The organism is Bradyrhizobium sp. 191 (assembly GCF_023100985.1).
Lineage (GTDB): Bacteria > Pseudomonadota > Alphaproteobacteria > Rhizobiales > Xanthobacteraceae > Bradyrhizobium > Bradyrhizobium diversitatis.
This window is the reverse complement of record NZ_CP064692.1, coordinates 7,750,113-7,762,472: the sequence shown is the minus strand read 5'-3', so window position 1 is coordinate 7,762,472 and position 12,360 is coordinate 7,750,113. Positions and strand designations below refer to the sequence as shown.

16 protein-coding genes, 1 tRNA gene and 1 pseudogene are annotated in these 12,360 nt (G+C 64.5%); 7 read left to right on the top strand and 11 right to left on the bottom strand.

Annotation, left to right across the window (positions count from 1 at the left end; genetic code table 11):
- Positions 1-71: 71 nt before the first annotated feature.
- Together IVB23_RS36565 and IVB23_RS36560 are read right to left on the bottom strand one after the other, a co-directional pair.
- A complete protein-coding gene (locus tag IVB23_RS36565) occupies positions 72-596 on the bottom strand; it encodes a hypothetical protein (protein ID WP_061880593.1) in 525 nt (174 codons plus the stop codon).
- Positions 597-637: 41 nt separating this feature from the next.
- Positions 638-1,117, bottom strand: a complete 480-nt coding sequence (locus IVB23_RS36560; protein ID WP_061880592.1) for a hypothetical protein — start codon at positions 1,115-1,117, stop codon at positions 638-640.
- A 282-nt stretch (positions 1,118-1,399) separates the two neighbouring features.
- Here IVB23_RS36560 and IVB23_RS36555 point away from each other — a divergent pair, with 282 nt between their 5' ends.
- A complete protein-coding gene (locus tag IVB23_RS36555) occupies positions 1,400-1,873 on the top strand; it encodes a hypothetical protein (protein ID WP_061880591.1) in 474 nt (157 codons plus the stop codon).
- A 162-nt stretch (positions 1,874-2,035) separates the two neighbouring features.
- A tRNA-Thr gene (locus IVB23_RS36550) sits at positions 2,036-2,110 on the top strand.
- A gap of 380 nt (positions 2,111-2,490) precedes the next feature.
- Here the strand turns inward: IVB23_RS36550 and IVB23_RS36545 are convergent.
- The 3 genes and pseudogenes from IVB23_RS36545 to IVB23_RS36535 all read right to left on the bottom strand — a co-directional run.
- Positions 2,491-2,747: pseudogene (locus IVB23_RS36545) on the bottom strand (aldehyde-activating protein); the annotation flags it as partial.
- The gene (locus IVB23_RS36540; RefSeq protein WP_247801884.1) at positions 2,744-3,430 is read right to left on the bottom strand and encodes a class I SAM-dependent methyltransferase; all 687 of its coding nucleotides are present in this window, start codon (positions 3,428-3,430) and stop codon (positions 2,744-2,746) included. The pseudogene IVB23_RS36545 and the gene IVB23_RS36540, both read right to left, overlap by 4 nt.
- Before the next feature lie 72 nt (positions 3,431-3,502).
- The gene (locus tag IVB23_RS36535) at positions 3,503-4,222 is read right to left on the bottom strand and encodes a class I SAM-dependent methyltransferase (RefSeq protein ID WP_247801882.1); all 720 of its coding nucleotides are present in this window, start codon (positions 4,220-4,222) and stop codon (positions 3,503-3,505) included.
- 267 nt (positions 4,223-4,489) lie between these two features.
- Here IVB23_RS36535 and IVB23_RS36530 point away from each other — a divergent pair, with 267 nt between their 5' ends.
- Positions 4,490-4,717 carry a hypothetical protein gene (locus IVB23_RS36530; protein ID WP_247801880.1) on the top strand — a complete coding sequence of 76 codons (228 nt, stop codon included), beginning with the start codon at positions 4,490-4,492 and terminating at the stop codon, positions 4,715-4,717.
- Between the two features lie 3 nt (positions 4,718-4,720).
- Here IVB23_RS36530 and IVB23_RS36525 read toward each other — a convergent pair whose 3' ends face one another.
- On the bottom strand, positions 4,721-4,987 hold the full coding sequence (locus tag IVB23_RS36525) for a hypothetical protein (protein ID WP_156505153.1): 267 nt from the start codon (positions 4,985-4,987) through the stop codon (positions 4,721-4,723).
- Between IVB23_RS36525 and IVB23_RS36520 the strand changes: the two genes are divergently transcribed.
- The gene (locus IVB23_RS36520; RefSeq protein ID WP_247801878.1) at positions 4,986-5,354 is read left to right on the top strand and encodes a hypothetical protein; all 369 of its coding nucleotides are present in this window, start codon (positions 4,986-4,988) and stop codon (positions 5,352-5,354) included. The genes IVB23_RS36525 and IVB23_RS36520 overlap by 2 nt on opposite strands.
- A 299-nt stretch (positions 5,355-5,653) precedes the next feature.
- A complete protein-coding gene (locus IVB23_RS36515; RefSeq protein WP_061880587.1) occupies positions 5,654-5,908 on the top strand; it encodes a hypothetical protein in 255 nt (84 codons plus the stop codon).
- Positions 5,909-5,933: 25 nt separating this feature from the next.
- On the opposite strand, the gene IVB23_RS39520 is transcribed toward IVB23_RS36515, so the two are convergent.
- The 4 genes from IVB23_RS39520 to IVB23_RS36495 all read right to left on the bottom strand — a co-directional run bounded on the left by IVB23_RS39520 (position 5,934) and on the right by IVB23_RS36495 (position 8,426).
- Positions 5,934-6,176, bottom strand: a complete 243-nt coding sequence (locus IVB23_RS39520; protein ID WP_061880586.1) for a DUF6719 family protein — start codon at positions 6,174-6,176, stop codon at positions 5,934-5,936.
- A gap of 244 nt (positions 6,177-6,420) precedes the next feature.
- A complete protein-coding gene (locus IVB23_RS36505; RefSeq protein WP_061880585.1) occupies positions 6,421-7,128 on the bottom strand; it encodes an outer membrane protein in 708 nt (235 codons plus the stop codon).
- Positions 7,129-7,414: 286 nt separating this feature from the next.
- Positions 7,415-7,810 (bottom strand): hypothetical protein, encoded by a 396-nt coding sequence (locus IVB23_RS36500; protein WP_061880600.1) that lies wholly within the window; start codon positions 7,808-7,810, stop codon positions 7,415-7,417.
- Between the two features lie 232 nt (positions 7,811-8,042).
- Positions 8,043-8,426, bottom strand: coding sequence for a hypothetical protein (locus tag IVB23_RS36495; RefSeq protein ID WP_061880584.1), 384 nt, complete (start codon positions 8,424-8,426; stop codon positions 8,043-8,045).
- A gap of 249 nt (positions 8,427-8,675) precedes the next feature.
- Here IVB23_RS36495 and IVB23_RS36490 point away from each other — a divergent pair, with 249 nt between their 5' ends.
- Positions 8,676-9,218 carry a tetratricopeptide repeat protein gene (locus IVB23_RS36490; RefSeq protein WP_247801877.1) on the top strand — a complete coding sequence of 181 codons (543 nt, stop codon included), beginning with the start codon at positions 8,676-8,678 and terminating at the stop codon, positions 9,216-9,218.
- A gap of 106 nt (positions 9,219-9,324) precedes the next feature.
- On the top strand, positions 9,325-10,710 hold the full coding sequence (locus tag IVB23_RS36485; RefSeq protein ID WP_247801876.1) for a serine hydrolase domain-containing protein: 1,386 nt from the start codon (positions 9,325-9,327) through the stop codon (positions 10,708-10,710).
- On the opposite strand, the gene IVB23_RS36480 is transcribed toward IVB23_RS36485, so the two are convergent.
- Positions 10,700-12,268 (bottom strand): peptidase S10, encoded by a 1,569-nt coding sequence (locus IVB23_RS36480; RefSeq protein WP_247801874.1) that lies wholly within the window; start codon positions 12,266-12,268, stop codon positions 10,700-10,702. The genes IVB23_RS36485 and IVB23_RS36480 overlap by 11 nt on opposite strands.
- Between the last annotated feature and the right edge of the window lie 92 nt (positions 12,269-12,360).

Here is a 12,360-nt window from a genome sequence, read left to right as displayed (position 1 = left end):
TTGAAGATAAAGCAAAGCGCCCGTCCGCATCACGCGAACGGGCGCTTCGCAAATCTCGACCCGATCAGAGATCAGTAATGGCGGCGCAGCGCGCGGTGACCGCCGTGATAATGCGGCGCGTTGCGATAGGCGTAGCCGTGGCGATGAGCGTAGCCATAACGCGGACCGTGGCCGTAGTGCACGCGCGGCAGATAGCCGTAGCGGGGGCCGTAGCCGTAACGATACGGACGGTAGTACGGGCGGCGATAGGGGTAAGCGGCCGGCGGCGCGACCGCGGCGGCACGATAGCCGTAGCCGTAATTGGCGGGCGCAACGACCGCATCCTCACGGTAGGTCGGATACGGCGCGAACGCGCCCGGACCGGTATAGGTCGGGCCCTGGTTCACGTAGTAATACTGCGTGGTCGGCTCGGCGAGACGCTCATAGGCGCCATAACCGTAGCCGTAGCCATACCCATAGCCGCCGCAGCCGGTGTTGCAGCCGGAATAGACCGGCGCAACGGGCGCGCAGGTGGTGAAGCCGCAGGCCGCGGCGGGCGCGGTGGCTGCGAACGTCACGGCTGCTGCCGCGACCAGTCCCGAAATCATCTGACGCATTACTCTCTCCTGTTGATTTCCGTTTTTTCGATTTACGTTTTTCAACCCGGCGGCCTGCCGGGCAGCTCTGTGTGCGGCCGCGGCCGAGGCGGCCGTGGACGCTCGTTGATCTCGGGCGCGTAGATCACCGGCGGAGGATCGACGGGCGGGTCCATCTGCACGGGCAGCGGCGCGGACGACGCACCCCAGCTCTCGTGGTAGCTCTCGGCCGGTTTCGGCAGTTTGCGGTTCGCAGGCGGCTCGACCTCGAGCCGGCCATAGCCGGGCCGCAAGCCCAGCGTCGGATAATAATGACCGACGTTATCGGGCTGCCGCTCTGCGATATAGCGTCCGCCATAGATCGTGGGCTGCACCTGCTGGTTCTTGCCCAGGCCCCAGACGCCCTCGACCACGGCGTAGGACGCATCGATGTTGTTGATGATGATCGGCACGCCGGGACGGCCCGGAACGACGATTTCGGATTCGGCAAACACCGTTGCAGGCAGTCCGATGAGAAAGGCGGCGAGCATCACAGCGCGCATGAGAGGATCCCGGTTGTCCGGCGCCACGCTATCTGATCGCAACGCAGAGAGGGTTAAGGCCTGCTCACCAATTTCCGGTAAGCCTAATGCGTAAGGGTTGCGCGCCGCTCAAATGCTGCAAAGCAAGCTAGCGAAGTGTTAACGGCGCGGGCTCCGCCGCCGGAACAGCGCCGCCGCGCTCACATCCGTTTGACTGTTCGCTCGCGAAAATCCCACGGTTGCATCGGAACGTCCTGCGCCGTCAGCGTTTAGCTCCCGTCAACAAAATGGGAGCGAACAACCATGAACATCAAGCTTCTCGGGGCCACGGCGATTGCAGCGACCATGCTGGCAGGCTCCGCCATGGCGCAGGCGGTCGTCACCAATCCCGGCCGCTGCTCGGCGCAATTCCCCAACGCCAACTGCCAGAACCTCGGCCCCGGAAACCCGTACACCGATAGCGGCTATCGTCATCGCCGCGCGTCCTATCGTCAGGCCAATAGCGACTGGAATAACGACTGGAACAGGAGCCGCACCGGCTTCTGGCCGACCGACGTCGCCGCGGGCGTTGCCGGTGCCGCGATCGGCACCGCTGGCGCGATCGCCTCCGCCCCATTCCGCGCCTGGGACAATTCCTACGCCTATGACAATTCGTGGGACCGTGGCTGGAACAATCGTGGATGGGACAACCGCACCTACGCCCAGCGCAACGGCTTCGTCTGTACGCCCGGGACCTGGTTCAAGGGCGAAGACGGCCGCCGGCACATCTGCCAGTAGGTCAACGAGCGCAAGCGCGATGAACCAGGCGGCCTTCGGGCCGCCTGTTTCGTGCCTGCATCAATCATCGCGGGTTCTGGCACTTCCCGACCAAGTCTGATATTGCGACGCCCGGGCGGACAACCGGCGCATATGCCGGGCCCCGCTCCGCTTTCAAGCGTCGCCGGCTTAGCTCAGCGGTAGAGCAGCGGTTTTGTAAACCGAAGGTCGGGGGTTCAATCCCCTCAGCCGGCACCATGGATTTTGCCGAGACCGCGTCGTGGCCTGACGCAAGAACCAAATCATCGGTTCTGCGTTATCCTTTTGCCACAGAGCCGTCTCGCGGAGGTCTGGCGTTGGACCCGAATGATCGAGCAGCCTTAGCCCTATCCGCTGTCGCCTTGGCCATCGCCATTGTGGTTGCATCGACAGTCACGTTAGAGCGCGTCAATACCCGTACCGCCAGCAACGACGCACCTCCCGGAACGGTAGGACTTGCGAGGCCTCACCCGCCGCTGGACCGTGCTCCCGGTGAACCGATACAGACAACAGGAACGCCGTCTAACGCAAGGCTGCGCCCCTGACCGAACACCGGCCGCGCCGGCACCAGCGCTCGATGCTCCAGCCTCGACCTGAACTCTTGCTGCGCTGCTCTGTTCGAAGTGCTCGACACCCGAGCCGCCGATCTCGACCCAAGCATGTTTCGATCCCTCGAACGCACTCCTTCAGCATACCGGAAATCGATCCTGACGGTTTCGACCGGGTCGAACGTACCGACACCGAAGGGCGCTCCCGTTCGCCGCTGGCAGTCGATGCAATGACAGGCCGCGACTAGTCTGCTCTATCTTGGAAGCGATAGTGAAACAGCGTCGCAACTGCATCTGGCATCGATCATCCGACATCCTCCAGCAGCCAGAGCCCGAGGCTCTTGTCGCGCCAGCCACCACCGCCCTCCTCGCAATGCTCGTTGATCAGCGCGTCCGGCGCGGGCCAGTCGAACGGCGCCTTCTCCATGTTGAGCGCCCGCCAGTCGCCGTCCTCGCAATCGCGGTTGCCGTCCCATTCGGGAAAGGTGGTGACCAGCAGGAAGCGCGCCCCGCTCATCCGAAATTGCGCGAGGGCGCGATCGATGTTCGCAAAGCTCAGATGCACCAGGCAGTCCCGGCAGAGAACGATGTCCGCACGCGGCAATGCATCGCGCGTGATGTCGGCGACGAGAAACCGGCCAGGCAAAGCGCCGTCTGCGACACGCCGGCGGTTGGCTTCGATCAGCGACGGCACGATGTCGATGCCGGTGTAATCGACATCGAGCTCGAGCCGGCCAATCCACCCGGCATCGCCGCAGGGCGCATCCAGCAGCGAGCGCACGCGGAGCCGTTGCAGCAGTGCAGGAAGCGCCTCGCGGATCGCGGCGGTCGCGGAATCCTCCGAGCCGAGGCCGGATACCGAAGTGGCCGCGCCCCAAAGGTTGGTCCGCTCGATACGCTCGAACCGTGCGGCGAGATCGAGGCCCGCGAAGTTCTCCCGGTCGGCAAGGAAACGTTCATGGGCGAGCACGGGAGGACGACAGGAGATCATCGGACGAGCCTCAAGCAAGTCATGAGCCAGTGTACAGGCGATGCGTCGCCGCCGAAATCACCTGCCTTGCCCTCAGGCCGGCTTCTGCCACTCCATGACGTGGAAGAAGGGCACGCGGCGATGACGGGCGACCTGCTCGGGACTGCCGCCTGTCGGCTGCGGCTCGACGAACAGACGCAACTGCAGACCGTGATCGAGCAACAGGGTCATGTAGGTGCTGAGCGGACGGTGCCAGTTCTGGATCCGGATGCCGTGCCAGGCGGCCCAGATCGGCCGCTCGTCCATGTAGTGATCGATGGCGAAGCGCATCTCGCCCTCGCTATCGCGTGTCCAGCCGTCCGGCTGGCCGGCGGTGTTGAAGCTCGTCAGGTTGGCGATCAGCAGCGTACCGCCCGGGCGCAGCGCCGCCACCATCCTTGCGATCGCAGTATCGAGATCGGGCATGTCGATCAGGCTGAGATAGCTGACGACCAGATCGAAGCTCCCATCGACCTCCATCGTCTCGGCGCGGCCGAGCCGATAGTCGCCGTCCGGGTCCAGCTCGCGGGCGCGCGCGAGCAACGCCTCGGTCGGATCGATACCGGTGGTGCGGATGCCGGCCCGCTGCATGATGCGGCAGAAGCGCCCTTCCCCGCAGCCGACGTCGAGCGCGTTGCGGAAGCCGCGCCCTTCGATGCGCTCCTTCATCGGCGCGTCCAGCACGAAACGGCGACCATAGTCGCCATCTTGTCCCTGCTCGACGATCCAGGCGGCCGCGGACGCGGCCCAGCCGTCGCTGACGTCCTCGTTCATAGGCAGACCTTCAGGAGTGGATGTTGGCCGCGCGCATCGCAGGCGCCGCTACCGATCATAATTTGGATCCGAGTTCAACATGAGGTAGCGTGCGTGTACGATGCGTCCCACCACGGTCAAAGAGAAAGCCAGGATCGCCGCCGGTGCGGTTGCGGCCGTCGTAATGACGGCCGTGCTGTTCGCGATCGCAATGGGTTTTCTGCTGGCACGATAGGTCGATGAAATGCCGGACCGGAACCAAAGACGTGCGTCGCTCGTTCTTGACCCATGCGGATCAGGGAAGAAAACCGAAACATCATTCTGCTGGTGACGGTGATGCTGTGCTGTGGCGCCGTGGCCGGCACGTTGGCGCTGCTCGGGCCGGAGCTGGTGCCGGCCCCTGAAAAGCGCGTCGCCGAGAGAGCCGTGATCGACGTCGCCCGGACATCGCTCCAGGCTCCAGTCCGGGTGGTCGGCGCGCCGTTCGAGCCCAACGTCAATCCCCGCGAGCGGTAGCGCTCACCGCGGCGAGGCCTCCCTGCCCTCCGTGGTCAGGGCGTGGGCACGCACCAATTCTTCCGCGAACGCGATCACCTCCGCCCGCTTGTCGGGCGGCAGCGACAGGAACGCGCGGATGAGCCTCAGCCCCTCCACTTCGTCCGACCGTTCTTCTCCCGCAACCATTCTCTCAATGTCGGGCGATCGGGAAAAATATGCAATCCCTTTCGAACCTCCTTGATTCGATGCGGCCGCTTTGCTGGAATGAGCGCGGCTGAGGTGGATCATGAAATGGATCAAGGAGCGCGACGCACTGATCGCGCAGACGCTGGCCTTCGTCCAATCGGTAACCGGCAGGAAGGATGACGCCCTGCAGCCGGATGCGCCCGCGGTTGGCTCGCCCGTCGCGGTGGAGATCGTGGCCACGGAGGAGGCCGCCGTCGAGGTCGAGCTGCCACAAGTTCCGCTTCCGCCCCGGCCCGCACCTCTCGCGGCGCGGGCAAGCGGCGATTTCCGCACCGAGATGCAGGCTCGCCTTGCCAGTTTCCGGAAGCATCAGGAGCGCTTCGAGCGCGAGCGTGAGGAATACTGTACGGCGACCCTGACCAGATTGCGTGCCGCCATCCGCGACGCCGGTCCCCCGGCCAAAAAATAGCGCCCGGTCAAAGGCCTATAGCCAGAACCAGACCAGCCAGAGATTGGCCGCGCAGGCGCCGAGCAGCGCCAGCGTGAGCGGCAGGAGCATGTGCCCGCAGGATGTCTTCAGGTCGCTCGTCATGGCGGAAAACATCCGCTGATTCCGGGCGACGAGTCCCAGGGATTCTTTTTTCCGGGATTTAGGACTCGTTAAGGACTCAAGGACCAGCGGCGGCCGATCACGGCTCCGTGATCTGGCGGCGGGCCGGAACCCCTGGCCGGGCAAGCTCGTTGACCGGGTTTCTTGGAGCGGGAAGAATGCCCTACGCCCTGTTCTGCAACGATGCCCAGATCAGCAAGGCCTATCCCAGTGAGTCCGACGTCTGGAAGCTTGCGCAGCGAAGCGGTCTCGTCGTGGACGTGGTTGCGGACGACGAGCGGCCGGGACCGCGCCGGGTGCTCGACAACGGCTACGAGATCGCCCCGTGCCAGGCAGCCCAAGGCGAGGACCCCGCCAAGAACAAGGCTGAGGCCGACCAGCAGGCGAGGATGGAGCTTGAGCTGAATTCCTGAGTCCGGCACGAAACCGGAGCGGGGCTCAGGGCGTCGCGGCCGCCAGCGAGGCCTGCTCGCCCGGCATGGCCACGCAGGTCTTGCGGCGATGTAACCCACGGATGGCGCCGGTGACCTTCATGACCTTGCCCGACGGACAGGAAGCATCCTTGACGAAGGCCACCTCATAAGGTGCCAGCATCAGAGGCTCGGATCTGAGGATTGTCTGTGCAGAGCACGGCAGGAGAGAGAAGCATGAGAGCACCACTGCCGACACCAAGATACGCATGTCCGTCGTCCCACCAGCCCGATAAATGTCATATAACGCGTTCCGGAGCGCGAGTTCCGTAGATCGCAAAAATTATTTTTGCTTTACCCCGCCCCCATGACGCGCGTGAGAAGGCGCGCCAGCCATCATTTGCAAGCAAATGACGCGCCAGATGGTTCACGCAAAGCAAACAATCGGCTGACAAACCGGCAAATCAAAGGCCGGCGGAGCCGGCCTTTGTCGGGTCTTCGATCGCCGCTGGCAGTCAGTAGCGGGAGCCTGCCGGACCGCCCCAGCCGAAGCGGTAGTTCACCCCGACCTTGACGGTATGCTCGTCCTCCCGGCCGCGGGCACCGACGATGTCGGCCGGGCCGGACGTAAAGGTGGTGCTGCCGAAATTGTAGTACTGGTACTCGGCCTTGGCCGACCAGCTCGGCGCGAACATGTATTCGAGGCCGGCGCCGACGGTATAGCCGTCCTTGTTGTTGCCGGTGGTGGTGAAGGCCTGCGGCACCCCGGCGATGTTCACGCCAAGGCCGTTATTGCGCCAGGCATAGCCACCCTTGGCGTATAGCAGCGTCGGTCCCCAGGTGTAGCCGATGCGACCGGTCACCGACCCGATCTGGTCGGTGTTGGAGGTCACCTGCGTGCCCAGCGGGAAGGTGGCACCGTTGTTGTTGGTCGGCAGCCAGGAATACTGAGCTTCGATACCCACCACCCAGTTGGGCGCGAACTGGTAGTCGAAGCCGCCCTGCACGCCGCCCATGAAGCGAGCGTCGCTGGATTGGAAGCTGTTGTCGCCTGCAAACGCGCCGCCGACATGGCCGCCGATGTAGAAACCGGTCCAGTTGTAAATGACCTGCGGCGGCGTATAGGCCGGAGCCTTCGTGTAGGTGCGCGGCTGAATGTCCGCGGCGGCGGCCGGCGCGGCCAGCGCAAGCACAGCGGCTGCACCCAGCAAAATCGATTTCATGATCGTCCCCGTTCTTTCATAACGACACTCAGGAAACAACGTGGCGTGAATTGGGTTGCCTCGCGGCGATGCCGGAACGTTGATCGTTCGTCACTGTGACGGGGTGGCAACAACGCGATTTTGTTCCGTCACACCACCCCAGAGCTAACTGTTTTTGTTGCGTTCACAAGGCTTGGCGCAACGATTCGTCTCAAGAGGAAATCACCTCGTTCAAAGCTCGCCGAAATGTGATCCAGCGGCTCCGGCTGCGTCTATCTAACATCAGGCGATGAAGGCGGGCTTTGCGCTACCGCGTCATCTTTTCCAGTTCCGGAAAGGGGGCGTAAACCGCACCGGCGCAGAGATCGCTGGTCCGGTCGACCACGCGGTCCGCCCGGCCGTTGACGAAGATCACGGCCCGTTCGCGCATGGCCTTGTAGCTGCCATCGGTCTCGCGCGGGGTGAAGTGCAGGCAGCTTACATAGAACTGCCGGCCGCCGACCTCGCGCTGCACCGGTTCGGCCATGCTGGCGTCGCGCACGCCGACCGGATTGTTGAGATAGGTCCGCATCAGAGCCAGCGTGTCGCTCCGGAAGTTGTCGGGAAACGGCTGCGGCCCGCCGGCCTGGGTCCCGCCCATCAGCGTTGGACGGTCACCGTCGCTGCCGAAACAGCCCGCAAGCGCCAAGGGCAATGCCACTATCACCGCACATCTCGCCAACCGCCCCACAGGCCCCGCTCTCCGCTCGATCAGATCAGGAGACGTTCTAGCTCCAAGCCTGCACGAAGGGAATTCGCTTGCCGCGGCGCAAGCAGCGCACCGGCCCGCCGCCGGCACCTCGGGCTTTCGCACGAGACTGGGCGAGCGGACCGGGCCTGAAGTCCGCGCGCGGCGGCGGGGCAATGCCAGGGATGCCGCCGCGCGGGATCAGCCGTCAGTTGCGCTGGTCTGATGCCGCCGGCTTGGTCACGTCCGGCTGCGCTTTCTGCGACTCCTTGGCCGTGACCTGCTTGTGATCATGGCGATCCTTGCGCACGGTCTTGTGCTCGCCGGTGGTGACCGCGGCGTTCGCATTCATCGCCTTCGACTTGGCATCCACCTTGGGATCCACCTTGGCGTCGGTGGCCTTGACGTCCGTAGGCTTGAGATCGGCCTTGACGCCGGCGTCCGGTTTCGCGGCGGTGGTCGACGCCTTGGTCTGGCTCTGGTCCGCCTTGATCACCGGGGCAGTCGTGGCGGACTTTCCGGCCTCGGCAGCGAAGGCCGGGGCTGCGATCACGGATGCTGCGAGCAAGGCTGCGGAGATGGTCTTCAACATGGTGGTCTCCTCTTGAAGGATCTCGAGGCGGCGCCCTCTCGCCCACCTTTCGATCGTAGGTCGCAGCCTAGGCGGGGCACATTGAACCCAGTCTGAAGTCCCCAGCAGGCTTCCGTTCATCTGGATGACAAGTTTGTCATCAGCGACCGGGCCAATAGATCGTGCGAAGCGGGAATGTTTTTGCGCGATGGGGGTTCTGGTCTTCGGGCAATCGTGTAGGATCGCCACGTTCCATACGGGAGAATTTCGATGCGCAAACTCTCAATGCTTGTTGTGCCAGGCCTCGTCGCCATGACGCTGGCGGCGGCGCCGGTACTGTCGAGCGCCTATGCCGCAGGCAGCGACGAGCCGTCCTCGCCGCCGAAGTCGGATAGCTCGTCCAAAAAGGGCAAGAAGAAGAGCTCTTCCGTCAGCGATCCCAAGTTCCTCGCGGCCTATCGCACCGCCTACACCGCGATCTACGACAATCACGATTACACGGGCGCGATCGGCCAGTTGAAGTCGCTCAAGCGCGACGACGTCGCCGACGTCGCCAATCTGATCGGCTACTCCTATCGCAAGCTCGGCGACTACCAGTCGTCGAAGGTCTATTACGAGCTGGCGCTGAAGGACGATCCGAACCACGTCCGCACCTGGCAGTATTACGGCCTCTGGCAGCTCGAACAGGGCAACCGCGAACAGGCGCAGTATCATCTGAACAAGATCGCCTCGCTTGCCGGCACCGACAGCTTGGAGTATCGCTCGCTTGCCGCAGCGCTCGACAAGCCGACCGGCGCGACGCTGGTCTACTGAGACACCATATCCTTGAACGAAGTCGGCGGGCACAACCTTTCGGTTGTGCCCGTTCCGCTTTCTCGGCTAGCCTCCGCCACCATTCTTCCCTGCAGATTGGTGTGCAATGGACACGTGGCTGCGATCCGCGATCGACTACATCGGCTCCTGGATCGAATTCCAACTGACGACAATTCAGCAGCCCGGCGTCATCGTCGCATTCGCCCATCGCGGTGAGGTCGTCGCCGAGCATGCGTTCGGCCTCGCCAATCTCGATACCGGCGAGAAGCTCACCCCACGCCACCGCTTCCGCATCGCCTCGCACTCCAAGAGCTTCACCTCGGCCGGCATCATGAAGCTGCGGGAGCAGCGCAAGATCCGGCTCGACGATCCCGTGGGCGATTATGTCGGCGGCCTGCATCCGCGCGTCGCCGAGACGACGATCGCGCAAGTGCTGTCGCACAGCGCGGGATTGACGCGCGACGGCACCGATTCCGGCCAGTTCATCGACAGCCGCCCCTATCTCGGCACGAAAGAGTTGCTCGCCGAATTGAAGCTGCCGACCGCAATCGAACCCGGCACCCGCTTCAAATATTCCAATCACGGCTTTGGGCTGATCGGCCTCGTGATCGAGGCCGTGACGAGGGAGTCCTACCCGGTCTGGATCAAGCGCGAGATCATCGAACTTGCGGGCTTGCGCGAAACCGAGCCGAATGCACCGCTTGCCAGGGGCACGCCGTTCGCGTGCGGTCATACGCGCATCGTCCCGCTGGGCGAACGCTGCGTGATCCCCGGCGACAATCCCGCACATGCGATGGCATCCGCCGCAGGCTTCGTCGCCACCGCCGCCGACACCGCCCGCTTCTTCGCGCAGCTCGCACCCAACGCGAAGAAGAGCGTGCTGTCGGTCGCGAGCCGCCGCGAGATGACGCGGCACCATTGGCGCATCCCGCAGAGCTTCGAGACCTACTACGGCCTGGGCGTCAATGCCGGCAAGACCGACGGCTGGGACTGGTTCGGCCATGGCGGCGGTTTCCAGGGCTACATCTCCCGAACCTGCTCCATTCCCGCTTGCGAGCTCGCGATCAGCATCCTCAGCAACTCCATCGACGGCGCGGCCCCGTTCTGGATGGATGGCGCGATGCAGATCCTGCGCACCTTCAAGACCCGCGGCGCACCCGACCGCCGCGTGCGCGACTGGACCGGCCGATGGTGGACGATCTGGGGCGCGACCGATCTGGTCCCCGCGGGCAACCGCGTGCTTGTCGCCAATCCGCAGTTCAACAACCCCTTCATGGACGCCGCCGAGATCGAAGTCATCGGCCGCGACACCGGCAGGCTCGCCTGGGCCGCCGGCTATTCCAGCCATGGCGAGCCGGTGCGCCGGATCCGTGACAAGCGCGGCAAGATCAGCGACATCTGGATCGCCGGCGCGAACGTGAAGCCGGAGCGCGTCGTGGCGAAGGAAATCGCCCGCCGATATCCGTCGCGCAAACGAAGGCCTACTCCCTGATCAATCGCTCGACCTCGCTACGGAACGCCTGCCGCGATCCGTCGCGCGAGTAGAACATGTGGCCGCCGGGATAGACGACGAACTTCACGCGTTGCGTCACGAAGGCCGGCAGCTGGTCGAGCACCCGCTTCGTTCCGAAATAGGGCGTGGCGAGGTCGAACAGCCCGTGCCCGACCAGGACGTTCAGCTTCGCATCCGTGGCGAGGATCTGGCGCATCTCGGACACCGATTGCGGCGGGTTGATGCCTCGGCCGAAGTCCCAGTTGCCTTCCACGGCGCCGTTCAGGACTTCGTAGGAGCCGTCGGGCCGCCAGTTGAGCTTGCGCGTCAGCACGTCGACCGCTGCGCTCGTCAGCGGCGCCTGCAGCGAATCGCCGGAGGGATCGCCGAAGCGCGAGCTGCTGGAATCCGGATAGGGATCGAAGCCACGCACGGAGGCGTCGTAGCGCCCCGTCACCTTGCCGTTCTTGCGGTCGAACTCGCGGCGGAATTCACCGACGTCGAAGCGGCCGGCGAGCCTGCGGCTCACCGCCTGGTCGATGCCGGTGAGTTCAGCGACCTTGTCGGCCAAGCGATTGGTGGCTTCCTTGTCCGCCTCGCCCTTGACGAGGTCGGCCAGGAACTCGCCGCGCGCATAAGCCTCGACGTCGGCGAGGTCGGCTCGCTTGACCGGTCCCTTGGCCTCGCGCGCCACCGCGACATAGCTTGGCAGTGTCGCAACATATTGCAGGAGGCTGGTGCCGGTGAACTCGCGAAAATCCAGCAAGGGCGACACCATGATCAGTCCCCTGACGCCGACACCGTGCTGAAGCTGCAACTGGCGCACCACCTTGGGCCCGCGGATGCCGCCATAGCTTTCGCCAGCGACGTATTTCGGCGAGGTCAGCCGATCGTGTTTCTCCAGCCAGCGGCGGATCACGAGCGCGATCGAATTGGCGTCAGCGTCGACGGAGTAGAAGGATTTTCGCGCGTCCTCGCTGCTGGCGACAAAGCGGCTGTAGCCGGTGCTGACGGGATCGATGAAGACGAGATCGGTGAAGTCGAGCCAGGTCTCCGCGTTCGGCTTCACCTCGGGCGAGGCCGAGGGCGACAATGCTTCGCCATCGAGCGGCAGACGCCAGGGGCCGGCCGCGCCGAACTGAAGCCACGCCGAGGACGCGCCGGGACCGCCATTGAACAGGAACGTCACGGGGCGCGTGGCACGATCGGCACCATCGAGTTCGTAGGACGTGTAGGCGATGTCGGCCAGCGGCTCGCCCTTGCCGTCGAACACGCGGATCGAGCCGGCGGTCGCGGCGAAATTGAGGGTTCGGCCGGGCAGATCGAGCGTCTGCTTCGTGGTCGAATCCGGCGGGAGACGGTGCAACTCGGCCGCCGACGGCGACGCCTGCGACGTGTTCTGCGGACCACCGCCGCGACTACCCTTCTGCCCGGACGGAGCAGCTGTCTCCGGGCGCGGCTTCGGCGGATCGTCGGCGCGCGCAAATCCAGCAAGCGCGAAAGCCGAGATCGCCAGCGCCAGGACCGTTCGACGGAGCACCGGCAAATTCGTGATCATGATCGTTCTCCCTGCCCGGCTGTGACAGCCGGTGAGGACAGAAAGGTTAGCCCGGAATTGCGACGCTTTGGGGAATCCTTGGTCTGGCGGGG